We start from the raw sequence: 21,910 nt of genomic DNA, 5'->3' as shown, positions 1-21,910 counted from the left end.
GTAAAGAACAGAAAAAAAAGGAGGTGTGCCATGAATACCTTGGCGCAATTTTGGCAATGGTTGACGCAATGGACGGCCATGCTCAGTTTTCAGGGCTGGCTGTCCTTGCTGGTCACAGCGGCCATCGTGTGTGCAGGTGCGTGGGCTGGTTGGCGTATGTGGCGGCGTTGGCGGCCTGAATCGTCCAAGCAGCCCGACATTCGCCGCGATCAGTTCGCCAGCACCCGGCCCATCAACGAAGACCAGGTGGCCATGCTGCATTATTTGCAGGATGTTTTTCCAGAAGGTGCGGTGCTTTATCGGCCACCGCTGGGGCGCTTCATGACCGTGCGCAAAAGCCCCGACCGGCAGGCCACGCAACAGCAACTGGGCCAGATGGACGTTGATTTTCTGATTTGCAATGGCGATGGCAAGCCCTGGTTTGCCTTTGAGATCGACGCTTTCAGCCACCGCGACGACAGCGAACGTGCGCGCACTGCCGTGGTGAAAAACCAGGTGCTGAAAACGGCGGGTATCCGGTTGATCCGCCTGAAAGGCTCGGTGGCCAGCCTGCCGCCGCCAGAGGCGATGCGGCTGCGCATGCTGAACGTGCAGCGCCCGCCACAGCCTGAAGCGGGTGCGTCGGGCTTTGGGCCGTCAGCGTACGCTCCGTCCAAATTTCCCACCACCGATCTGCCCAGGCAGCCGACTTCTGACGTGATGAGCCTGAGCCGCCTGATGGGCAGCGAAGCCGACGACGGAGCCAACCCGTGGGGCGATGTGCGCAAGCGCTCTTGAGGCGCGCATCACGTTTGAGATCATGGCGTGACCCGTCTGGATGGTCGACCCTGCAGAGAATGGGGATGCCCCAGCCAGCGCGACAACCATCATTGGGAACTCGCTGAGGCTCGAAACGACGCCAGTTCATCTTCTACCTTGCACAGGTGTTCGATCAGTTTGACGGACCACGCTGCCAAATCTTCTTTTGGAACTGGAACATCGAACACGCGCGGATTTTTTCAGTCCCCACCTCTGCCCATGAGCCTGTGTCAAAAAAGACAACCCACGCGCCCTTTCTGTACTCCATTGCCGCGCGAACCTCACGCCATCCCGAATTTTTCAGTGCTTCGATGAATGTCATTGCAGACTCTCTCCATCAGATATCGCCTGCGCAGCGCCCCAAATCCTGACAGGCGATCGTGATCAACGCGGCCCAGACCAGGGGTTGTGTTCATTGGGAAGCTTTTCGCGTTTTACAAGCGCTGTCAGCCCAAATCTTCGACGGGTGGGCATGAGCAAAACAGGTTGCGGTCGCCGTACACGTTGTCCACCCGGCCCACGGGCGGCCAGTACTTGACGCTGCCGGGCAACCGTCCGACCAGCGCGCCGCCCACTTCGCGCGAATAGGGGTGCGGCCAGTCAGCGGCCAGCAGGCTTTCGGCGGTGTGTGGGGCGTTTTTCAGCGGGTTGTCGTCCTGCGGCCACTCGCCGCGCTCGATGCAACGGATTTCCTCGCGGATGGCGATCATGGCGTGGATGAAGCGGTCCAGCTCTTCGCGGGTTTCGCTCTCGGTTGGCTCGACCATCAGCGTATTGGCCACCGGAAATGACAGTGTGGGCGCGTGAAAGCCGTAATCGGCCAGACGCTTGGCCACGTCTTCGGCCATCACGCCGCTGCCGTCTTTGAAGGCGCGCAAATCCAGAATGCATTCGTGTGCCACGTGGCCCGGTTTGCCGTCTTGACTTTCGCTGGCGTAGAGCGTGGGGTAGTGGTCTTTCAGGCGCTGGCTGATGTAATTGGCGCTGAGGATGGCGGCCTCGGTCGCGCGCTTCAACCCTGCGGCTCCCATCATGCGGATGTACATCCAACTGATCGGCAGCACGCTGGCGTTGCCGTAAGGCGCGGCGCTGACGGGGCCGACCTGACCGGGTGGCACGGCTTGCGGCACATCGCCCTGACCTGGCAGGCTGGGCAGAAAGGGCACCAGGTCTTCAACCACGCACACCGGCCCCACACCGGGGCCGCCGCCGCCGTGGGGGATACAGAAGGTTTTGTGCAGGTTCAGGTGGCTGACGTCGCCGCCAAACTCACCCGGTGCGGCCACGCCGACCAGGGCGTTCATGTTGGCACCGTCGACGTACACGCGCCCGCCGTGCTGGCGCACCAGTTGGCACAGGTCTTTGACCTGGGTTTCAAACACGCCGTGGGTGCTGGGGTAGGTGATCATCACGCAAGCCAGTTGCTGGCTGTGCTGCTCGCACTTGGCTTTCAGATCGGCCATGTCCACATTGCCTTGCGCATCGCATTGGGTGACCACCACTTTCAGCCCCGCCATCTGTGCGCTGGCCGGATTGGTGCCGTGCGCGCTGCTGGGGATCAGGCAAACGTTGCGGTGCGCTTCGCCCCGGCTGGCGTGCCAGGCGCGGATGGCCAGCAAGCCTGCGTATTCGCCTTGGCTGCCCGCATTGGGTTGCAGGCTGACGCCCGCATACCCGGTGATGGCGCACAGCCATTGGCGCAGTTGCGCGTCCAACGCGGCATAGCCTTGCAACTGGTCGGCTGGGGCGAATGGGTGCACATGGGCAAACTCGGGCCAGGTGATGGGAATCATCTCGCTGGTGGCGTTGAGCTTCATGGTGCAACTGCCCAGTGCGATCATGCTGCGGTCGAGCGCCAAGTCTTTGTCCGACAACTGGCGGATATAGCGCAGCATGCCGGTTTCGCTGTGGTGGGTGTTGAACACCGGGTGGGTGAGAAAGGCGCTGGTGCGGCGCAGGGCGGCGGGGATCAGCGGCGTGGCGCTGGCCAGCAGCGTGCCAAAGTCGGGCAAGGCGTCTTCACCGCCGAAGACGCGCCACAGCAACTCCACGTCGGCGCGGGTGCTGGTTTCGTCGAACGAGATGCACAGAAAATCTTTCCAGGCTTTTCGCAGGTTAACGCCCATCTGCACTGCGCGGGCAGCGATGGCGTCGGTAGCGTCGTCGGTTTTGAAGCTGACGGTGTCAAAGCCCGAGTCGTGGTGCGTGGCGGTAAAGCCGATGTGCTTCATGCCCGCCACGAAGACGCTGGCCAGCCGCGTCACGCGCTCGGCAATGCGCCCCAAGCCCTGCGGCCCGTGGTACACGGCGTACATGCTGGCCACTACGGCGGGCAGCACCTGGGCGGTGCAGATGTTGCTGGTGGCTTTTTCGCGCCGGATGTGCTGCTCGCGCGTTTGCAGCGCCAGCCGGTAGGCGGGCTGGCCGCGCACGTCCACGCTCACCCCCACCAGACGGCCGGGCAGGCTGCGCTTGAAGGCATCACGACAGGCCATGAAGGCCGCGTGCGGGCCACCTGCGCCCATGGGCATGCCAAAGCGCTGGGTGCTGCCGACCACGATGTCGGCCCCCATATCGGCGGGTGTTTTCAACAGCGTGAGTGCCAGCAGGTCGGTGGCAAAAATGACGGCACCGCCTTTGGCGTGCACTTTTTTCGCCTCGGCGCTCCAGTCTTTCAGCCAGCCGCTGCTGGCGGGGTACTGGATCAGGGCGGCAAAAAAATCGTCGGCCTGGCTGGCAGCGTCCCATTCGGCGGCAGAGTTGACCAGCTTGATGCGCAGGCCCAGTGGTGCGGCACGGGTGCGCAGCACTTCCACGGTTTGCGGATGGGTGTCGCCAAACACCACCATCACATCACCTTGGGCCTTGACTTGGCGACGCGCCAGCGTCATCGCCTCGGCAGCAGCGGTGGCCTCGTCCAGCATGCTGGCGTTGGCGATGTCCATGCCCGTCAAATCGCACACCATGGTCTGGAAGTTGAGCAGCGCCTCCATGCGGCCCTGACTGATCTCAGCCTGGTACGGCGTGTAGGCGGTGTACCAGGCTGGGTTTTCCAGCACGTTGCGCAGGATGACGGTGGGCGTGTGGCAGTCGTAATAGCCTTGGCCGATGAAGCTTTTGAATATACGGTTTTGAGACGCCAGCGCCTTTAGCTCGGCCAGTGCGGCGGCCTCGGTGGCCGGGGGGGGCAGGCGCATGGCTTCGGAGCTTGCAATGCTGCGCGGCACGATGGCGTCGATCAGCGCCTGGCGCGAAGGCTCGCCAATGGTCGCCAGCATCAGACGCTCGTCTTCGGGTGTCAGGCCAATGTGGCGGGAGGCAAATTCGCCCGCAGCTTGAATATCGATGAAGGCGGGGGTGGTCATGGCAGGCGTTCAGAGTAAAGGTGCAGGAAGAAAGTGCTTTTAAAACAATAGCTGCCAGCGATTTATAGAAAAGTGCTGGCAGCCGATTTGTCTTGAAGTTTTAGTGAAGTGGGGACAGGCAGCGCAGCCGCAATGGCCCTCAATGGTCTGACGGATTCAAGCCTGGGTGAAGCTGTTGTAGGCGGCTTCGTCCATCAGCGCATCCAGTTGTGCAGGCGCTGACAGCTTGACCTTGAAAAACCAGCCCGCGCCCAGCGGGTCGGTGTTGGCCAGGCTGGGATCGGCGCGCAGGTCTTCGTTGACGGCGGTGATTTCGCCACTGATGGGCATGTAGACATCGGCGGCGGCCTTCACGCTTTCGACCACACCAGCGGTGTCTTTTTGGGCATAGGTTTTGCCCAGTTCAGGCAGATCGACAAACACCACATCGCCTAAAGCGTCCTGCGCGTGCGCGGTAATGCCTACCGTGGCGACATCGCCATCGACGGCAATCCATTCGTGGTCTTCGGTGTACTTGAGGGTCATGTTGGCTCCAAAAAAATGAGTATGTGATGTCTGCAATAAAAAGTAGAAGGGGGTTAACCACGGAAATAACGCGGGGGCACGAACGGCATGGCGCTGACCATCATGGGCACGGGTTTGCCGCGCACCATGGCGAATACCTTGGTGTTCAGGGCGGCGTGCTCAGGGGTGATATAGCCTATGGCGATGGGCTGGTTCAGGCTGGGCGATAGCAGGCCGCTGGTGACGTGGCCGATTTTTTGGCCGCTGGCGTTGTGCAGTTCAGCAGGTTCGCGCACCGGCACGCGCTCTTGTGCGATCAGGCCGACACGCTGGCGTGCCAAAGGTTGCGTGCCATCCAATTGCGCCAACACTTTGTCGGCACCCGGAAAGCCGCCTGCGCGTGCGCCGTCGGTGCGGCGTACTTTTTGCATGGCCCAGTTCAGCGCGGCTTCAACCGGGGTGGTGCTGGCGTCGATGTCGTTGCCGTACAGGCACAAGCCCGCTTCCAGCCGCAGACTGTTGCGAGCACCCAGGCCCGCAGGTTGTACTTCGGGTTGCGCGAGCAGGGTGCGGGCCAAGGTTTCGGCGTGGTCTTGATGGACGGAGATCTCAAACCCGTCTTCACCGGTGTAGCCGCTGCGGGTGACGTACAGGTGCACACCCTGCCAGCCGAAGGCGCTGCCGGTCATGAACACCAGTTTTTCCACGCCCGGCACTAACCGCGCCAGCGCATCCACAGCTTTGGGGCCTTGCAACGCCAGCAAAGCGAATTGCGGCAGCGGCTCCACGCGGCAGCGCTGGCCAATGCGTTGTTGAATGTGGGCGATGTCGGCGGCTTTGCATGCGCCGTTGACGATGACGAACAGGTCACCGCCCTCGCGCATGTCGCCAGTGTTGACGAGCATCAGATCGTCGAGGATGCCGCCCTCGTCATTGAGCAACAGGCCATAGCGTTGTTTACCGACACCCAGGCCGATCACATCGACTGGCATGAGCGTCTCGAAAGCGGCGGCTGCATCGCTGCCCACCAGCCGCAACTGGCCCATGTGCGACACGTCGAACAGGCTGGCCGCCTTGCGCGTATGCTTGTGCTCGGCCATCAGACCCGCCGGGTACTGCACCGGCATGGTGTAACCCGCAAACGGCACCAGGCGCGCGCCTAGCTCCACATGCAGCGCATGCAACGGGGTTTTCAGTAGATTGGCATCGCTGGTCATAGGGGCAGGTTCCTTCAAAAAACGTGCGGTTTCAGGGCACGAGCGCAGACGCCGCATGGGCAGTCTGTGGGGGAACCTGCTGTCCTCTTTACCTGAGAGATTCACGCGCCGATGCGCGTTTGCTCCTTCGGTGGGTGCTGATTTAGTTGATCAGCGCCTCTCTCCAGCAGGGGCACCCGGCGTTTGAAAGGGCGCGCGGGTGGCGTCAGTCCTTTTGCCTGAGCGTTCGGTGGGAACCTGCGCCTTCGGCGGCCTGCGTGCCCTGGGTGGGGTGGCAGGCGCTCTCCTGACAAGGCATGGATTTTGCCACGGTGCGCAGGGCAGCGGCCGGGCACCCTGAACAGAGATGCCCCCTTTGCATACGGCAAAGGGCTAAGTTGAGGAAGAAGCAGGAACTAATGAGTCAGAAGAAAGCGCAAAGACCGACGTTGTCTGCGTGACTCTCCAGGTGGTTGAGCGTTTGCGATGGTATGTTCCTGATCACCTGCTCATCTGGCCCAAAGCCTCATCAGTATCACCCCGGGCGGTCTGCGCGCTATCTTGCCATCGATTGGGATATTGTTGGCAACGGCAAGGCGTCGTGATGACTGAGTGAGGTGTCCAACTGCGGCTCGGGCGACTGGGCCAGTCGTTGCAGGGATTGCTCCACCGGTGTGTTCGCGGCCACGCGTGTATTTGCTTGCGCTTCTTTGAGGGTCAGACCGTCGTATTCGGCCATGCGGACATGGCCGCCGTCCGCGTGCAGATGAGTGACCCGGGCGAGTCCCTGATCCTGAGCACGGCTGGCTAATGCGAACACGGTGTTCTCCAGGCCTTGATCCCAGGGCAGACGATGCTGGCCTGCCACGCGCTGCACCTGCGTGCGGATATCTTCCACCAGACGCTGGGCCGACTCGGACAATTGAAAGGGAGGGAAAGTTGTCGGCTCCAGCGCTGCCTGTGGGCGCTCCTGCTGAGCGTGGGCACCGGGTGGCAGCGGGCCACGGATGGTGTCGATCGCATCGCGGACGTTGCCGCCCAGCCCGCGCGAGACGGCGGTCAGCACGCCGCGCATGCGCTGCACGTCCTTGCGATATTCGCCGATCTGTACCGCTTGCTGTTGCGCCAGCGCGCGAGACTGTGAATCGTCCAGCACGGAGCGGTCAGGTTGACCCTCGGCATCCAGACTGGTGAAGTGGTGCATGCTGTGGCTGCCACCCATCTTGATGGCCGCGTTAGTGGTGTTGGGTGGCGTGGTGCCGGTGACCACGTTGAGCGGGGTGTAGCCGCGCATCGCATCGCTCCAGTGTGTGCGGTTGTCGTAGCCATTGCGGCCCAGGGTTTCGACCTCCTGGGGCCGCGCATAGACGCGCACCTGGCCGAAGTGGGGGCTGGCGGCGCTGACGACATCACCGGCCATGACGTGGTTGACCACCGAGTCACCGCCTTCGGGAATACGGCGGTTGAGGCTGGCCGCGCCGTAGGCGTTAAAGGTTTCGCCGTGGAGGTCGAAGTGGTGCGCACTGACCTGGGCCAGCGTGCCGCCGAGGGAGTGGCCGGTGACTGTGACAGGGCCTGAGGGGAAGTCTTTGCGCCTGTCCTGATCGGCAATCTCCAGCGCCTTGCCGGTCAGAGCGATCGCGTCGTTGGCCTGCGAGTTGGCGCGGGTGAGCACCATGCCCGCGTCGGCGCGTGCGCCGTCCTTGAATGGTTCACGGTCGAATTCGGTGCCCCGGTGGGCGACGACCATCTCGCCGGTGTCCGCCCGCTGGTAGACCGTGCCCTGGTAGCCGGTCTTGGGGTTGTCGACATGGGCGCGGATGAGGTATTCGATGCCGCCGATGGTCGCTTTGGGAGCAGCGCTCGGATCAGAAAACACGCCGATCGGATGCGCCTTGTATGCGTCGTCGGCCAAGTTGGCGTAGTCTTGACTGGAAATTCTCATGGCTTCGCCCTCACCGTCGCAGAGATCGAGAAGATGTTGCTGCGGAAGTCTGCAGAGAAGCCGTCAGGATCACGTCGGCCTTGATTGCCGCCGCCAATCGGTAAGGAGGGGTAGTCGCCCTTCCAGTAGTAGCGTCTGTCCTGCCCTCCGTCCCGCCAAGCTTTTTTGTCCAGATCGAAGGCATAGTCGGTCTCCCCCTTGGCACCCGTGGCCTTGAATCCGACGGTCACACCGATGAGATCCCAGTGACAAACCCCCTTGCCGTAGTAGTCCTCGTCGAGCAGGCCGTCGAGGTAGAACGTGGCACGGTAGTGGGTGGTGTCGATCTGCTCGGCTGCGACCGGAATCATTTTCGTGGGCTGGCTGCGCGTGCCGGCCCATTCGCTGGTCACGAAGTTGCAGTTGAAGGACTGGTAGTGCGCATATCCGCCGAAGCCGGCGAATGGCCCGGGCGCATCGTGCAGCTCGAACACCACCTCGAAGCCCTGTTTGGGCGACGGGTTGGCGCGCCAGAGGTGTTCTTGCGCTGACTTGTCGTTCTTGGCTGCGCCGAAAGCGTTGGCGGCGACGGTGGATGGTTCTGCGGAGGTGGTAGGTTGGTAGGCCATCAGCGCCCCCCATATGCTGACCAAGCAAACCAAACGAGTCGCGCTGCGAATGCTGCTTTGAAAGGAAAATTCATGCACACACACCTCCTTGATTGTTCTGCCAGCCCGACGACAGGCTGCATGAACTGGCAGTATATGGTGTGGGTAGGTAGAGTCTGGGTGGGAGTTGCGGAGTTTTACTTCAGCGCATCGCGCAAGGCCAGCGACAGCTCGGGCACGTAGGTGATCACCATCAGGCAGGCCAGCACCACCAGCACGAAGGGAATCAGGTGTTTGATGATGTGCTCCAGCGGAATCTTGGCCACCGTGCACGCCGCAAACAGGTTGACGCCAAAGGGCGGGGTGATCATGCCCAGCGCCAGGTTGACCACCATGATGAGGCCAAAGTGCACGGGGTCGACGCCAAAGTGCATGGCCACGGGGGCCAGAATCGGCCCCAGCACGATGATGGCGGCGCTGGTTTCGATGAACATGCCGATGATGAACAGCGCCGCGTTCACGCCCAGCAAAAACCACATGGGCGATTGCAGCGTGGCCTCCAGCCAGTGGCCAATGGCGTCGGGCACACCAGCACGGGTGATCAAAAAGGCGAACAGCCCGGCGTTGGCGATGATGAACATGATGACTGCTGACGAGATGACCGATTTGCGCAGCACCTGCGCCAAATCTTTCAGGCTGATTTCGCGGTAAATCACCATGCCGACGATCAGCGCGTACAGCACCGCCACGGCTGACGCTTCGGTGGGGGTGAACACGCCGCCATAGATGCCGCCCAGGATGATGATGGGCATCAGCAGCGCCCACAGTGCCTGGCGCGTGGCGGCAAAAAAGCCCAGGCGGCCTTCGCCGTCGGTTTTGCCCCAGCCCTTGTATTTGCAATAGCCCCAAACGAACAGCATCAGCGCGCCAGAGATCAGCACGCCGGGGCCAAACCCGGCGATGAACAGCTCGCCAATCGAGACCTCGGCGGCTACGCCGTACAAGATCATGGGGATCGAAGGGGGAATCACCACGCCCAGCTCGGCGCTGGTCGCTTGCAGTGCGGCGGCGTAGCTTTTGGGGTAGCCGTGCTTGACCAGCGCGGGGATCAAAATCGCCCCAATGGCAAAGGTGGTGGCCACGGATGAGCCGGACACTGCCGCAAAAATCATGCAGGTCAGCACGCAGGTCATGGGCAGGCCGCCTTGCACGCCGCCGACGATGCTCTTGGCAAAGTCCACCAGGCGGCGCGAGATGCCACCGGTTTCCATCAGGTTGCCCGCCAGAATGAAGAAGGGAATGGCGGCCAGCGGAAATTTGTTGACGGCGTTGAAGATCTCTTTGACCGAGATCAGCATGTGGGCCTGGTTGACCTGAATGCCGACCACCGAGGCCAGCCCGATCGACACTGCCACCGACACGCTGAGCACAAAACCCAGGATCATGGTGATGAGCATGGCGGTGGTCATGCGCGGCCTTTCATTGCGTCGGCTTTCATTGCGCCGTCTCCAGCTCCATGTGGCGCGGATCGATGTAGTTGGCCACGATGCCGATGATGGCGAACACCGCGCCCACTGGCATCGCCACATAGGCCCAGAACATCGAGATCGATTCCAGCCCGGCCATGGTTTGCACCTTGCCGCGCACGGCGTAATCCCAGCCCCACCACACGATGATGCCCATCAGCGTCAGCGCGGCCAGTGCGCCCACCAGTTCGAGCACGCGCCGCCCCCGCCCAGGCAAGGCGCGCTTGAGCGCGTCCACACTCACCATGGCCCCTTGCCGGAAAGCCGCCGGAATGCCCAGAAACAACATCCAGATGAGCGAAAAGCGGATCAGCACCTCGCTCCATTCGGCAGGCTGCTCGAGGATGAAGCGCGTGACGATCTGGAACACCCCCAGCGACGCGGCCACGACCAGCATCAGGCAGGCCAGCGCCAGCGCGATGCGGGTGGTCCAGCGCTCGAATTCAAGAAAGTGTCGTTTCATAAGCTGATGGCAGCGGTGCAGGGCAAATCTAAATTTATAAACAAAAACGCCCGACAGAGCAATCTGGTCGGGCGATTTATGCTATTTAAACAATAGCTATCAATGCGAATGGCCGCTTACTTGAAGTTGCGAATGCGATCGATGTTGGCCTTGCCGAACTTTTTCTCGAACTCGGCATTGGCACCGGCCAGGGCCTGCACGAAAGCGGCCTTGTTGACATTGGTTTCCACCTGCATGCCTTTGCTGCGCAGGTCTTCGACGCCCTTGGCGTCGTCATTGTCCACGCGCGCGCGGTTGGCCTTGGTGCCTTCCTTGGCGGCTTCGATAAAGGCTTGCTGGTCGGCGGGGCTGAGCTTGTCGAACTCGGCCTTGTTCATCAAAAAGATGCAGGGCGAATACACATGGCCGGTCAGGCCCAGGTATTTCTGCACCTGATCGAACTTGGCCGAAATGATGACCGGCAGCGGGTTTTCTTGCCCGTCCACCGTGCCTTGTTGCAGCGCAGTGAATACTTCCGGAAAGGCCATGGGCGTGGTGATGATGCCCAGCGACTTGTAGGCGGCAATGTGCACCGGGTTTTCCATGGTGCGCATCTTCAGGCCCTTCACATCCGCAGGCTCTTTGATGGCGCGCTTGTTGTTGGTCATGTTGCGGAAGCCGTTTTCGGCCCAGGCCAAAGCCTTGAAACCCTTGGACTCAAATTTCTTCAGCATGTCCTGACCAACCGGGCCGTCCAGCACGGCGCGGGCATGGGCCTTGTCGCGGAACAGGAACGGGATGTCCAGAATTTGCGCCTCGGGCACGAAGTTGGGCACCGGGCCGGTGGAGCTGAAAGTGAGTGCCTGGGTGCCGAGTTGCACTGCCTCGATGGATTCGCGCTCGCCGCCCAGTGAGCCGTTGTAAAAGGTCTCGATCTTGTAGCGGCCGCCAGTGCGCTTGGCCACTTCTTGTGCAAAGGTGTCGATGGCAATGCCCTGGTGCGAGTTTTGCGCCACCGAAATGTTGATCTTCATGACGGTTTGCGCGGCAGCGCCAGCCACCATGCCCAGCGCCAGCGACATACCCAAAACCAGTTGGTGCAATTTCATCGAGAACATCTCCTTCGTTGAACGGACTTGTTGAACAGTAACCCGCACGCGCTCTGGAAAGCAGCGCGCCAGAACGGATCATTATCGGCAACCCATGCAGACTGGGTGCTACGGGTTTTCGCGCAGGTCGCGAAAGGCAGAGGGCAAGGCGACTGATGTGCTCTTGTTATGAGAGCAAAGATCGCTGGTTACAAGAGCATGAAAAGCTTGGTTGATTCAAAAATCACATGCCCGAATAGTTGGGGCCGCCGCCGCCTTCGGGCGTGACCCAGACGATGTTTTGCGTAGGGTCTTTGATGTCGCAGGTCTTGCAGTGCACGCAGTTCTGGGCGTTGATTTGCAAGCGCTGAGCGTTGCCGCCCTGGGCCTCATCGGGCACGAATTCGTACACCCCGGCAGGGCAGTAGCGCCCTTCCGGTCCGGCGAACTGGGCCAGGTTGATGCGCACCGGCACCGTGGCGTCTTTGAGCGTCAGGTGCGCGGGCTGGTTCTCTTCGTGGTTGGTGTTGCTGATGAACACGCTGGACAGGCGGTCAAACGTGAGCTTGCCGTCTGGCTTTGGGTAGACGATGGGCTTGCAGTCAGTGGCGGGCTTGAGCTGGACGTGATCTGGCTCGTGGCGGTGCAGTGTCCACGGGGCGTGGCCGCGCAGTACGTATTGCTCAAAGCCGTTCATCATGGTGCCGACCGACAGGCCCTTCTTGAACCAGTTTTTGAAATTGCGGTCTTTGTTCAGTTCAGCGGCCAGCCAGCTGGTTTCAAAGGCGGCGGGGTAGGCGCTCAGTTCGTTGTGCTGCTGACCCGCTGCCACGGCGTCGTAAGCGGCTTGCCCAGCCAGTGCGCCGGTTTTGATGGCGGCGTGGCTGCCTTTGATGCGGCTGACGTTCAAAAAGCCCGCGTCACAGCCCACCAGCGCACCGCCGGGGAACACGGTTTTGGGCAGCGCCAGAATGCCGCCCGCTGTGATGGCGCGCGCGCCATACGACAGGCGCTTGGCGTTGACGTTGCCATCGTCGTCGGTGAAGTACCACTTGACCCGCGGGTGCGTCTTCCAGCGCTGGAACTCTTCGAACGGACTCATATGCGGGTTTTTGTAGTTCAGCCCGATCACGTAGCCGCAGTACACCTTGTTGTCTTCGGCGTGGTACAGGAATGCGCCGCCATAGGTGTGTTCGTCCATGGGCCAGCCAGCGGTGTGCATCACGAAGCCAGGCGTGTGGCGGCTGGGGTCGATTTCCCACAGCTCTTTGATGCCGATGGCGTAGCTTTGCGGATCGCTGTCGGCGTCGAGTTTGTAGCGCTCGATGAGCTGGCGACCCAGGTGGCCGCGCGCGCCTTCGGCAAACAGCGTGTATTTGCCGTGCAGCTCCATGCCCAGCTGGAAGTTCTCGGTTGGCTCGCCGTCTTTGCCCACACCCATGTTGCCGGTGGCCACACCTTTGACACTGCCATCATCGTTGTACAGCACCTCGGCAGCGGCAAAGCCGGGGAAGATTTCCACGCCCAGGCCTTCAGCCTGTTCGGCCAGCCAGCGCACCACATTGCCCAGGCTGACGATGTAGTTGCCGTGGTTGTCCGCAAAGGGTGGCAAGAACAGGCCGGGCACACGAAAGCCGTCTTTCTCACTCAGGAACACATAGGCGTCGTCGGTCACGGGTTGGTGCAGGGGCGCACCTTTTTCTTTCCAGTCGGGGATCAGCTCGGTCAGCGCCTTGGGGTCCATCACGGCGCCAGACAAGATGTGCGCGCCCGGCTCAGAGCCTTTTTCCAGCACCACCACCGACACGTCCTGGCCCTTTTCGGCCGACAGTTGCTTGATGCGGATGGCCGCCGACAGCCCGGCAGGCCCGGCACCGACGATGACCACGTCGTACTCCATCGCCTCGCGCGGGCCGTGCTGCTGAATGATTTCCTCGTTGGTCATGGGGCGTCTCTCGTGGGGTTTGAAATAATGGCTGCAACCTGTAACGGCGATACCGTGGCGGGACTCAAGCCCATTGTATTCATGCGGACAACATTGCCCGTAGCGCATGCATGATGGGTGCGTTGCATCAAGAAAAGGATTTTTCATGGCATACAGCATTGATCTTTCGGGCCGTGTGGCTTTGGTGACGGGCGCTTCCAGCGGTTTGGGTGCGCGTTTTGCACGCACGCTGGCCGGTGCAGGGGCGGGCGTCGTGCTGGCCAGTCGTCGGCTGGAAAAACTCAAAGATTTGCGCGCGCGCATCGAAGGTGATGGCGGCGATGCCCATGTGGTGGAGTGCGACGTGACCGACGTGCAATCCATCAAGGCCGCTGTGGCACACGCCGAGACTGAGATGGGATCCATCGACATCCTGGTCAACAACTCGGGCGTATCGACCACCCAACGCATCCAGGACGTGAGCGAGGAAGACTACGACTTCACCTTCAACACCAACACCCGTGGCGCATTTTTTGTGGCACAGGAAGTGGGCAAGCGCATGTTGGCGCGGGCCAAAGGCGCGGCACCGGGCAGCTTTACCGGCGGGCGCATCATCAACATCGCCAGTATGGCTGGCCTGAAGGTGCTGCCGCAAATCGGCGTGTACTGCATGAGCAAGGCTGCCGTGGTGCAGATGACCAAGGCCATGGCGCTGGAGTGGGGGCGCTTTGGCATCAATGTCAACGCCATTTGTCCTGGCTATATCGATACCGAAATCAACCACCACCACTGGCAGACCGAACAGGGCCGCAAGCTGGTGGACATGATGCCGCGCAAGCGCGTGGGCGAGCCAAAAGATCTGGACGTGGTATTGTTGATGCTGGCCAGCGACCAGAGCCACTTTGTCAATGGGGCCATCATTGCGGCCGATGACGGGTTTGCGCTGTGAGCGCTGAACGCGCTCTCAGGTGCACATGTCTGGCGCGCTGTACGCGCAGTGCTCAGGGGTAGTCCCCGTTTTAACCGTCCCCCACGCCGTCGCGCAGCAGCTTTTGGCGCTCACGCATGCGCACGCATTGTGGGTGCTGGCGCATCCCGGCACGGGTGCATTCGTTTTGCAGGCACACCTCATGCGCGATGAAGCTGCTGCCAGCGCACAGCCGCGCTGGTGGCGTGCGCTTGACCGCTTGCGATGCGGGCGCTTGCGGCGGTGGCGCAGGGGTGGGCGCAGGGGCGGGTACGGTGGGCGCGGCGACAGGTTTGGGCACAGGTGCGCGCTTTGGCGGAGCGCGCTTGGGTGTGGGGCGAGTGGGCTGTGTCTGAGGCTGCGCTGCGGTGGCCGCAGGTTCAGCGGCAGCGTTGGCAACCGCCGCAGAAGCCGAGGCCGCAGCCGCAGCCATCTCGGGAATGGGCGAGATGGATTCCAGTTGCGGCAGGATCAACACCTCATCACCTGCCAGGGCCATGGCGTCGGCGCTGGCTTGTGCCACGGCGTCACTGTTTTCTGGTTGAGGTGTGCGGGTGGTGGCATACACCGCCCATCCCAGCACAAACAGCATGAGCACGCCCGCCACGGCGTAACGGTGCCATTCGGGGGTGGTGGTTGCGATCCTGCGCGGCAGGAGTGCCCCGGTGTTGTTGGCGTGCGATGGGTGTGAAGGACGATATTTATCTGTGCTTTGCTGCTGCGCTGCAGGCGACGCCACTTTGACCGACAACGACATAGGTTCGGTGGGCTGATCCAGCAGCACCGTATCGCCACCAGCCAGTAAAACGGTATCCCCATCCTGGTAAGGAGAGTGGTTGCGGCGGGCGCGCAGTTTCGCTTTTTTCAGTTTGAGCAGCCGGGATTCTTTGGGCGGCGGCGTGGCTGTGTCCGAGTTTGGGTCGAGTGTCACCAATTGTTGGGCACACTTCAGACAAAACTTGGCCGATTCACGGTTTTCAAAGCCGCATCGCGAGCAGATCATGGAGAGACAAAGGGCTGTTGGTGCAGCCAGCATCCAAACATAGACAAGACGCTACAAATTGTAGCGGTCGTGCCGATGGTCTTGTTCAATGGGTTTTCAGCGCAGACGTGTTGCACCCTACAAATTGACAGATGTGAGGCGAGTGGCTGCGCCAGGTGTGGGGTTCAAACGACAATTGGACGATGGTTCACAAAGGTGCTTGCCACGGCGTGGCGCAAGGTCACAGCCCCCAAGTTCAGCGCCTGCCCCCAAAAATGCCCCCCAGCACCCCGCGCAGGATCTGGTTGCCGATTTTGGTGCCCATGGTGCGGGCGGTGGATTTGGTCATGGTTTGCACCAGGCCGTCGCGCTTGCCGCCGCGGGGGCCGGTGCTGCCGAACAGGAGGTCTTTGGCCATGTCCATCCATTCGTTGTTGTTTTCGGCAGGCTGCTGGCTGATTTGGTCGGCGGTGCGCTGACCGGCCTGGGCCACGGGTTCGGCGCGGGCCTTGAGCACTTCGTAGGCTGATTCGAGGTCTTCGGCCTGCTCGTAAATGCCCGCCACCAGCGAGCTGGCGGTGGTTTGCTGGCGCTGCTGGGCCGTGATGGGGCCGATCTGGCTGCCAGGTGGGATGACGAACACGCGCTCGGTCACGCTGGGGCGGCCTTTGGCATCTAAAAAGCTGATCAGCGCTTCGCCCACAGCCAGCTCGGTGATGGCAGTTTCGATGTCCAGTTTTGGGTTGGCGCGCATGGTTTCGGCGGTGGCTTTGACAGCTTTTTGGTCGCGCGGGGTAAAGGCGCGCAGTGCGTGCTGTACGCGGTTGCCCAGTTGCGCCAGCACGCTGTCAGGCACGTCGATCGGGTTTTGGGTGACGAAGTACACGCCCACGCCTTTCGATCGCACCAGGCGCACTACCAGCTCAATGCGCTCCAGCAAAATTTTGGGTGCGTCGTCAAACAGCAGGTGCGCTTCGTCAAAGAAGAACACCATCTTGGGTTTGTCGGGGTCGCCCACTTCGGGCAGCGTCTCGAACAGCTCGGACAGCAGCCACAGCAAGAAGGTGGCGTACAGGCGCGGGGCTGTGAGCAGCTTGTCGGTCGCCAGCACGTTGACCATGCCTTTGCCATCGCTGGTTTGCATCATGTCAGCGATATTGAGCATTGGCTCGCCAAAGAACTGGCTGCCGCCTTGGCTTTCCAATGCCAGCAGACCGCGCTGGATGGCCCCCACGCTGGCGGCGCTGATGTTGCCGTATTCGGTGGTGAACTGTTTGGCGTTGTCGCCGACGTATTGCAGCATGGCGCGCAGGTCTTTCATGTCCAGCAGCAGCCAGCCGCTGTCATCGGCAATTTTGAACACCAGGTTGAGCACGCCACTTTGCGTGTCGTTCAAGTCCAGCATGCGCGCCAGCAGCAGCGGCCCCATGTCGGAGATGGTGGCGCGCACCGGGTGACCCTGTTCGCCAAACACGTCCCAGAAGGTGACAGGGCAGGCCAGCGGATCGGGTACGGGCAAGCCACGCTCTTTGAGGATGGCGGCCATCTTGTCGCCAAGGCTGCCTGCCTGGCCGATGCCGGATAAATCCCCCTTCACATCGCTCATGAACACCGGCACGCCAGCACGGCTGAATTCTTCAGCCAGCTTTTGCAAGGTGACGGTTTTGCCCGTGCCGGTGGCCCCCGTGATCAGCCCGTGACGATTGGCCAGGCTGGGCAGCAAGCTGCAATGGATGTCGCCATGCTGGGCAATCAAAAGCGGTTCGGCCATGGGGGTGATCCTCCGTTGTAAGGCAAAAAGTAAAATCAACCCTGATTATTCATTGCATTGAGGGCATCTTTCATGGCAGGTCACAGCAAATGGGCCAATATTCAACACCGCAAGGGTCGGCAAGACGAAAAGCGCCAGCGCGTCTGGACCCGTGTGGTGCGCGAGATCATGGTGGCGGCGCGCACCGGTGGGGGCGACCCCACGGCCAATCCACGCCTGCGTCTGGCCATTGAAAAGGCCAAGGCTGCCAACATGCCTGCCGACACCGTCAAGCGCAACATCGACAAGGCCACTGGCAACCTGGAAGGCGTGAGTTACGAAGAAATTCGCTACGAGGGCTACGGCATTGGCGGTGCGGCCATCATCGTCGACACCATGACCGATAACCGCGTGCGCACCGTGGCCGATGTGCGCCACATCTTCAGCAAATACGGCGGCAACATGGGCACCGAAGGCTCGGTGGCGTTCCAGTTTCAACACGTTGGCCAACTGGTTTTTGCCCCTGGCACCGATGAAGAAAAGGTGATGGAAGCGGCGCTGGAGGCCGGTGCCGAAGACGTCATTACCGACGACGAAGGTGCCATTGAGGTGCTGACACCGCCCGCCGAGTTCGAGGCCGTCAAAAATGCGCTGGAGGCCGCTGGCCTCACGCCCGAAGTGGCCGAGGTCACCATGCGGGCCGAAAACACCATTGACCTGGTCGGTGATGACGCCGCCAAAATGCAAAAGCTGCTCGACATGCTGGAAGACCTGGACGACGTGCAAGAGGTCTACCACAACGCCAACGTGGAGCTGGCCTGATGCAGCCTGGGCACAGGCCGGTCATGTCGTTCATGGTGGCGTGTGCGGCAGCGTGGTTGACAGCTTGTGGCGACGGCGTGTGCAGCAGTGTGTCCAGCGATTTGCCCAATGTGTCTGTAGGCATCGGCGCGGGCGAATGTGACGACGTGCCTTCGTTGTCCAAAACTGTTTCCGCAACCGATGAGGCGGTGCCCGCACAGTGACCGGGCATCGTTGGCTATTTAAAGAATGAACCCATGAAAATTCTGGTAATCGGCGGCGGTGGCCGCGAACACGCATTGGCGTGGAAATTGGCGCAATCGCCCAAAGTGCAGCAGGTGTATGTGGCCCCCGGCAACGGCGGCACGGCCACCTCGTCCAGCCTGAAAAACGTGCCCATCACTGACTTGGTGGCGCTGCGCGACTGGGCGCTGAAAGAAAAAATTGGCCTCACCGTGGTGGGGCCTGAGCAACCGCTGGCCGCAGGGGTGGTGGACGACTTTCGCGCCCATGGCTTGCGTATCTTTGGCCCCACCAAGGCGGCGGCGCAACTGGAAAGTTCGAAGGCGTTCAGCAAAGATTTCATGCAACGCCACGGCATCCCCACCGCCGCTTACGACACCTTCACCGATGCCGCTGCGGCCCACGCTTATGTGGACAAGCTGGGCGCGCCCATCGTCGTCAAGGCCGACGGGCTGGCCGCAGGCAAGGGCGTGGTGGTGGCGGCCACCAAGGAAGAGGCCCACGCCGCCATCGACGACATGCTGGGCAGCAACAGCCTGGGCGTGGCGCACAACGAAGGCGGTGCGCGCGTGGTGATCGAAGAATTTTTGCAGGGTGAAGAAGCCAGCTTCATCGTGCTGTGCGACGGCAAGAACGTGGTCGCCATGGCCACCAGTCAGGACCACAAGCGTCTGCAAGATGGCGACCAAGGCCCCAACACGGGCGGCATGGGTGCGTATTCGCCCGCGCCTATCGTCACGCCACAAGTGCATGCGCGGATCATGCGCGAGGTGATTCAGCCCACCATCCGCGGCATGGACAAAGACGGTGTGCCGTTCACCGGATTTTTGTATGCGGGCCTGATGGTCGACGCCGACGGCCAGCCCAAGACGCTGGAATTCAACTGCCGTATGGGTGACCCCGAGACGCAACCGATCATGATGCGGCTGAAGTCCGACTTGGTCGATGTGATGCTGGCCGCCACCAGTGGCAAGCTGGATGAAGTGGAACTGCAATGGGATCGTCGCGCCGCCCTGGGCGTGGTGATGGCCGCCGCCGGCTACCCGCAGTCGCCGCGCAAGGGCGATTTGATCACCGGCCTGCCCAGGCCTGCCGACGACGCGGTGGTGTTCCATGCGGGCACGGTGGCCGAAGGCGATCAGGTCAAGACGGCGGGCGGGCGCGTGCTGTGCGTGACCGCGCTGGCCGATTCGGTCAAGCAGGCGCAGGCACGCGCTTACGACGTAGCGCGTGAAATCCATTTCGACGGGGCGCAATACCGGCGCGACATTGGTTATAGGGCGATAAAGTGAATCACCCCCTGAGTCGCCTGTCGGCACCTTCCCCCTCTGGCTGCGCGAGGGGGACAACGCCAGTCCCCGGCGCAGGTCCGGGAACGGCGTTCACTGGGCCGGCCTGCTCAGCAGCCTTTGGACTCCCTCTGCCGCGTGCGGGAGAGGGTGAGGGCAGGTGTCACCCCATTGTCGTTGTCAAATGGGCCGCTAGGGCTTGTTCTATGAGTGTTATTAGCTACTGTCTAAGTAGTAAAACGCGCCTTGAAATCGTGTTGCTATGACCGCACCTGACCCGCAAACCGTCCGCGACTGGCTGATCGACCTGCAAGCCCGCATCACCGATGCCATAGGGAGCGTGGACGGGCAGGCGCAGTTCCTGACCGATGCTTGGGCCAAGACGCCGGGCGAGCCGTTGCAAGGCGACGGCATCACCAAAATCATGGAAAGTGGCGCGGTGTTTGAGCGCGCGGGCGTCGGCTTTTCGCACGTGCGTGGCCCCAAGCTGCCGCCTTCGGCCACGCAGCATCGGCCCGAGCTGGCGGGCGCGCCGTTCGAGGCCATGGGCGTGTCGCTGGTGTTCCATCCCCTGAACCCCTACGTGCCCACGGTGCACATGAACGTGCGCATGATCGCTGCTGTCCAGCCCGGGCAGGTGCCGGTGTGCTGGTTCGGCGGCGGCATGGATCTGACGCCGTACTACGGCTTCGAGGACGACTGCGTGCACTTTCACACCGTCTGCCGCGATGCACTGGCCCCCTTCGGTGACGACAAATATCCGCGCTTCAAGCAGTGGTGCGACGAGTACTTCTTCAACAAGCACCGCAGCGAGCCGCGCGGCATTGGTGGCATCTTCTACGACGACTTCAGCGGCGACACGCCGACGCAGGGCTTTGCACTGATGCAGGCCGTGGGGGATGCTTTTTTGCCCGCCTATCTGCCCATCGTGCAACGCCGCGTGGGCATGCCCTGGGGTGAGCGTGAGCGAGATCATCAGCTTTACCGGCGCGGGCGCTATGTCGAATTCAACCTGGTGTGGGACCGTGGCACGCACTTTGGTCTGCAATCAGGCGGGCGCACCGAGTCGATCTTGCTGTCCATGCCGCCGCTGACGCGCTGGGCTTATCAGCACCAGCCCGCGCCTGGCTCGCCTGAAGCGGCTTTACTTGAGCGCTTTTTGCCACCGCGTGCATGGGTGTGAGTGTCAGCACTGCGCCGCAGCGCATCGGCCTGTTTGGCGGTGCGTTCGATCCACCGCACGACGCCCACGTGGCGCTGGCGCGCGCGGCCATCGAGCAACTGGCGCTGGATCGGCTGCACATCGCGCCCACCGGCGATGCCTGGCACAAGTCACGCCCATTAAGCCCGGCATCGCACCGGCTGGCCATGTGCCGACTGGCCTTTGGCGATGTGCCCAAGGTGGTGGTGGACGAGCGTGAGTTGCGCCGCAACGGCCCCACCTACACCGTTGATACGCTGATCGAGTTGCGCGCCGAATACCCCGGTGCAGCGCTGTTTTTGCAAATCGGGGCTGATCAGGCGGCTGCCTTTCACACCTGGCACCGGGCAGCCGATCTGCTGCAATTAGCTACTGTTTCAATAGCTGCTCGCGCAGTTACAAATGGCGTTGAAGGCCAATTCGATGTAAAAAATCCATTGCCCAAAACCCCTGCGGCAACCACCCGAATACTGACGCTGCCCGCGCTGGCACACAGCGCCACCGAAGTGCGCCGCCGTGTGGCCGCAGGGCTGTCGGTCGACGGTCTGGTTTCAGCGCCAGTCGCAAGGTATATTGCCGAACACCATCTTTACAAGACACCTGCCTGATGAGCGAAGCTTCCGCCAAGAAAGATATTCAGAAACTCCAGCGCGCCATCGTCGATGGTCTGGAAGACGTCAAAGCCCACGACATCCGCGTGTTCAACACCGAGCATCTGTCGCCCTTGTTTGAGCGCGTGATGGTCGCCAGCGGCACGTCCAACCGGCAAACCAAGGCGCTGGCCGCTAGCGTGCGCGACAAAGTGCGCGAAGCTGGTTTTGCCAAACCGCGCATTGAAGGTGAAGACAACGGCGAATGGATCATCGTCGACTGTGGCCCCGCCGTGTGTCACATCATGCAGCCGGTGATTCGCCAATACTACAACCTGGAAGAAATCTGGGGCGAAAAACCGGTGCGCCTGAAAGGCTCGGGCGCAGCGGCCAAAGCATCGCGCAAGCCGGTGGCCAGGAAAGCGACGGCCAAGAAAGCGGCGCAGACCAAAGCGGCGCAGACCCAAGCCGCACCCAAGCATGCCATCGCACCTCAAAAACCCCCAACCAAGTCAGCTTCAAAGAAAGCCGTGCCCGCCAAAAAATCAGGCGCTGCCCGCAAGGCCGCACCGGGCCGTAGCCAGCCAGATTCAAGGTCGCAACGCGGAGGTGGCAAGCCGACGACCAAGTCGGTCATTAAGCCCGCTGCCAAATCGTCTGTTAAATCACCTGCCCGCAAGGCCGCCTCGCGCAAGCCCGCTTGAGGTGAGCG

Annotated in this window: 20 protein-coding genes and 2 riboswitches; of the genes, 8 read left to right on the top strand and 12 right to left on the bottom strand. The window is 61.8% G+C overall.

Annotated features, from left to right (window positions below; translation table 11 throughout):
- Window positions 1-30 precede the first annotated feature (30 nt).
- Entirely contained in the window at window positions 31-777 is a 747-nt protein-coding gene (locus tag ACK5NW_RS07615; protein ID WP_416926670.1) for a DUF2726 domain-containing protein, read from the top strand.
- Window positions 778-931: 154 nt separating this feature from the next.
- On the opposite strand, the gene ACK5NW_RS07610 is transcribed toward ACK5NW_RS07615, so the two are convergent.
- The 10 genes from ACK5NW_RS07610 to ACK5NW_RS07565 form a co-directional block, all read right to left on the bottom strand.
- Window positions 932-1,120, bottom strand: a complete 189-nt coding sequence (locus ACK5NW_RS07610) for a hypothetical protein (protein WP_416926668.1) — start codon at window positions 1,118-1,120, stop codon at window positions 932-934.
- A 124-nt stretch (window positions 1,121-1,244) separates the two neighbouring features.
- Complete coding sequence (gene gcvP / locus ACK5NW_RS07605; RefSeq protein WP_416926666.1) at window positions 1,245-4,163, bottom strand: aminomethyl-transferring glycine dehydrogenase; 2,919 nt, start codon at window positions 4,161-4,163, stop codon at window positions 1,245-1,247.
- Window positions 4,164-4,319: 156 nt separating this feature from the next.
- A complete protein-coding gene (gene gcvH / locus ACK5NW_RS07600; protein WP_416926664.1) occupies window positions 4,320-4,688 on the bottom strand; it encodes a glycine cleavage system protein GcvH in 369 nt (122 codons plus the stop codon).
- A gap of 53 nt (window positions 4,689-4,741) precedes the next feature.
- Window positions 4,742-5,884, bottom strand: a complete 1,143-nt coding sequence (gcvT, locus tag ACK5NW_RS07595) for a glycine cleavage system aminomethyltransferase GcvT (RefSeq protein ID WP_416926662.1) — start codon at window positions 5,882-5,884, stop codon at window positions 4,742-4,744.
- Window positions 5,885-5,953: 69 nt separating this feature from the next.
- Window positions 5,954-6,061, bottom strand: a riboswitch (glycine riboswitch).
- 19 nt (window positions 6,062-6,080) lie between these two features.
- Window positions 6,081-6,183: riboswitch (glycine riboswitch) on the bottom strand.
- 236 nt (window positions 6,184-6,419) lie between these two features.
- Window positions 6,420-7,808: an XVIPCD domain-containing protein gene (locus ACK5NW_RS07590; RefSeq protein WP_416926660.1), complete on the bottom strand. Its 1,389-nt coding sequence runs from the start codon at window positions 7,806-7,808 to the stop codon at window positions 6,420-6,422.
- Window positions 7,805-8,416 carry a hypothetical protein gene (locus ACK5NW_RS07585; protein ID WP_416926658.1) on the bottom strand — a complete coding sequence of 204 codons (612 nt, stop codon included), beginning with the start codon at window positions 8,414-8,416 and terminating at the stop codon, window positions 7,805-7,807. Before ACK5NW_RS07585 ends, ACK5NW_RS07590 begins: the two co-directional genes overlap by 4 nt.
- A 176-nt stretch (window positions 8,417-8,592) precedes the next feature.
- The gene (locus tag ACK5NW_RS07580; RefSeq protein WP_416926656.1) at window positions 8,593-9,864 is read right to left on the bottom strand and encodes a TRAP transporter large permease; all 1,272 of its coding nucleotides are present in this window, start codon (window positions 9,862-9,864) and stop codon (window positions 8,593-8,595) included.
- 25 nt (window positions 9,865-9,889) lie between these two features.
- Window positions 9,890-10,384: a TRAP transporter small permease gene (locus ACK5NW_RS07575; RefSeq protein ID WP_416926654.1), complete on the bottom strand. Its 495-nt coding sequence runs from the start codon at window positions 10,382-10,384 to the stop codon at window positions 9,890-9,892.
- 116 nt (window positions 10,385-10,500) lie between these two features.
- Complete coding sequence (locus tag ACK5NW_RS07570; RefSeq protein ID WP_416926652.1) at window positions 10,501-11,472, bottom strand: TRAP transporter substrate-binding protein; 972 nt, start codon at window positions 11,470-11,472, stop codon at window positions 10,501-10,503.
- A gap of 223 nt (window positions 11,473-11,695) precedes the next feature.
- On the bottom strand, window positions 11,696-13,396 hold the full coding sequence (locus ACK5NW_RS07565; protein ID WP_416926650.1) for an electron transfer flavoprotein-ubiquinone oxidoreductase: 1,701 nt from the start codon (window positions 13,394-13,396) through the stop codon (window positions 11,696-11,698).
- A 145-nt stretch (window positions 13,397-13,541) separates the two neighbouring features.
- Between ACK5NW_RS07565 and ACK5NW_RS07560 the strand changes: the two genes are divergently transcribed.
- Window positions 13,542-14,324, top strand: a complete 783-nt coding sequence (locus ACK5NW_RS07560; RefSeq protein WP_416926648.1) for an SDR family oxidoreductase — start codon at window positions 13,542-13,544, stop codon at window positions 14,322-14,324.
- 70 nt (window positions 14,325-14,394) lie between these two features.
- Here ACK5NW_RS07560 and ACK5NW_RS07555 read toward each other — a convergent pair whose 3' ends face one another.
- Window positions 14,395-15,273 (bottom strand): hypothetical protein, encoded by an 879-nt coding sequence (locus ACK5NW_RS07555; RefSeq protein WP_416926646.1) that lies wholly within the window; start codon window positions 15,271-15,273, stop codon window positions 14,395-14,397.
- 307 nt (window positions 15,274-15,580) lie between these two features.
- The gene (locus tag ACK5NW_RS07550) at window positions 15,581-17,095 is read right to left on the bottom strand and encodes a helicase HerA-like C-terminal domain-containing protein (RefSeq protein WP_416926644.1); all 1,515 of its coding nucleotides are present in this window, start codon (window positions 17,093-17,095) and stop codon (window positions 15,581-15,583) included.
- 72 nt (window positions 17,096-17,167) lie between these two features.
- Here ACK5NW_RS07550 and ACK5NW_RS07545 point away from each other — a divergent pair, with 72 nt between their 5' ends.
- The 6 genes from ACK5NW_RS07545 to rsfS all read left to right on the top strand — a co-directional run bounded on the left by ACK5NW_RS07545 (window position 17,168) and on the right by rsfS (window position 21,902).
- A complete protein-coding gene (locus ACK5NW_RS07545; RefSeq protein ID WP_416926642.1) occupies window positions 17,168-17,896 on the top strand; it encodes a YebC/PmpR family DNA-binding transcriptional regulator in 729 nt (242 codons plus the stop codon).
- Entirely contained in the window at window positions 17,896-18,099 is a 204-nt protein-coding gene (locus tag ACK5NW_RS07540; protein ID WP_416926640.1) for a hypothetical protein, read from the top strand. Before ACK5NW_RS07545 ends, ACK5NW_RS07540 begins: the two co-directional genes overlap by 1 nt.
- A 33-nt stretch (window positions 18,100-18,132) precedes the next feature.
- On the top strand, window positions 18,133-19,410 hold the full coding sequence (gene purD / locus ACK5NW_RS07535) for a phosphoribosylamine--glycine ligase (protein WP_416926638.1): 1,278 nt from the start codon (window positions 18,133-18,135) through the stop codon (window positions 19,408-19,410).
- Window positions 19,411-19,669: 259 nt separating this feature from the next.
- Complete coding sequence (gene hemF, locus ACK5NW_RS07530) at window positions 19,670-20,590, top strand: oxygen-dependent coproporphyrinogen oxidase (RefSeq protein WP_416926636.1); 921 nt, start codon at window positions 19,670-19,672, stop codon at window positions 20,588-20,590.
- Window positions 20,581-21,216 carry a nicotinate (nicotinamide) nucleotide adenylyltransferase gene (gene nadD / locus ACK5NW_RS07525; RefSeq protein WP_416926634.1) on the top strand — a complete coding sequence of 212 codons (636 nt, stop codon included), beginning with the start codon at window positions 20,581-20,583 and terminating at the stop codon, window positions 21,214-21,216. The genes hemF and nadD overlap by 10 nt, the downstream gene beginning before the upstream one ends.
- Window positions 21,216-21,902, top strand: a complete 687-nt coding sequence (gene rsfS, locus ACK5NW_RS07520; protein ID WP_416926632.1) for a ribosome silencing factor — start codon at window positions 21,216-21,218, stop codon at window positions 21,900-21,902. The genes nadD and rsfS overlap by 1 nt, the downstream gene beginning before the upstream one ends.
- Window positions 21,903-21,910: the final 8 nt, after the last annotated feature.

Origin of the sequence: Ottowia sp. (genome assembly GCF_047975795.1) — a bacterium.
GTDB lineage: Bacteria > Pseudomonadota > Gammaproteobacteria > Burkholderiales > Burkholderiaceae_C > Ottowia.
The sequence above is the reverse complement of the archived record's forward strand: the minus strand, read 5'-3'. Positions and strand labels throughout refer to the sequence as shown.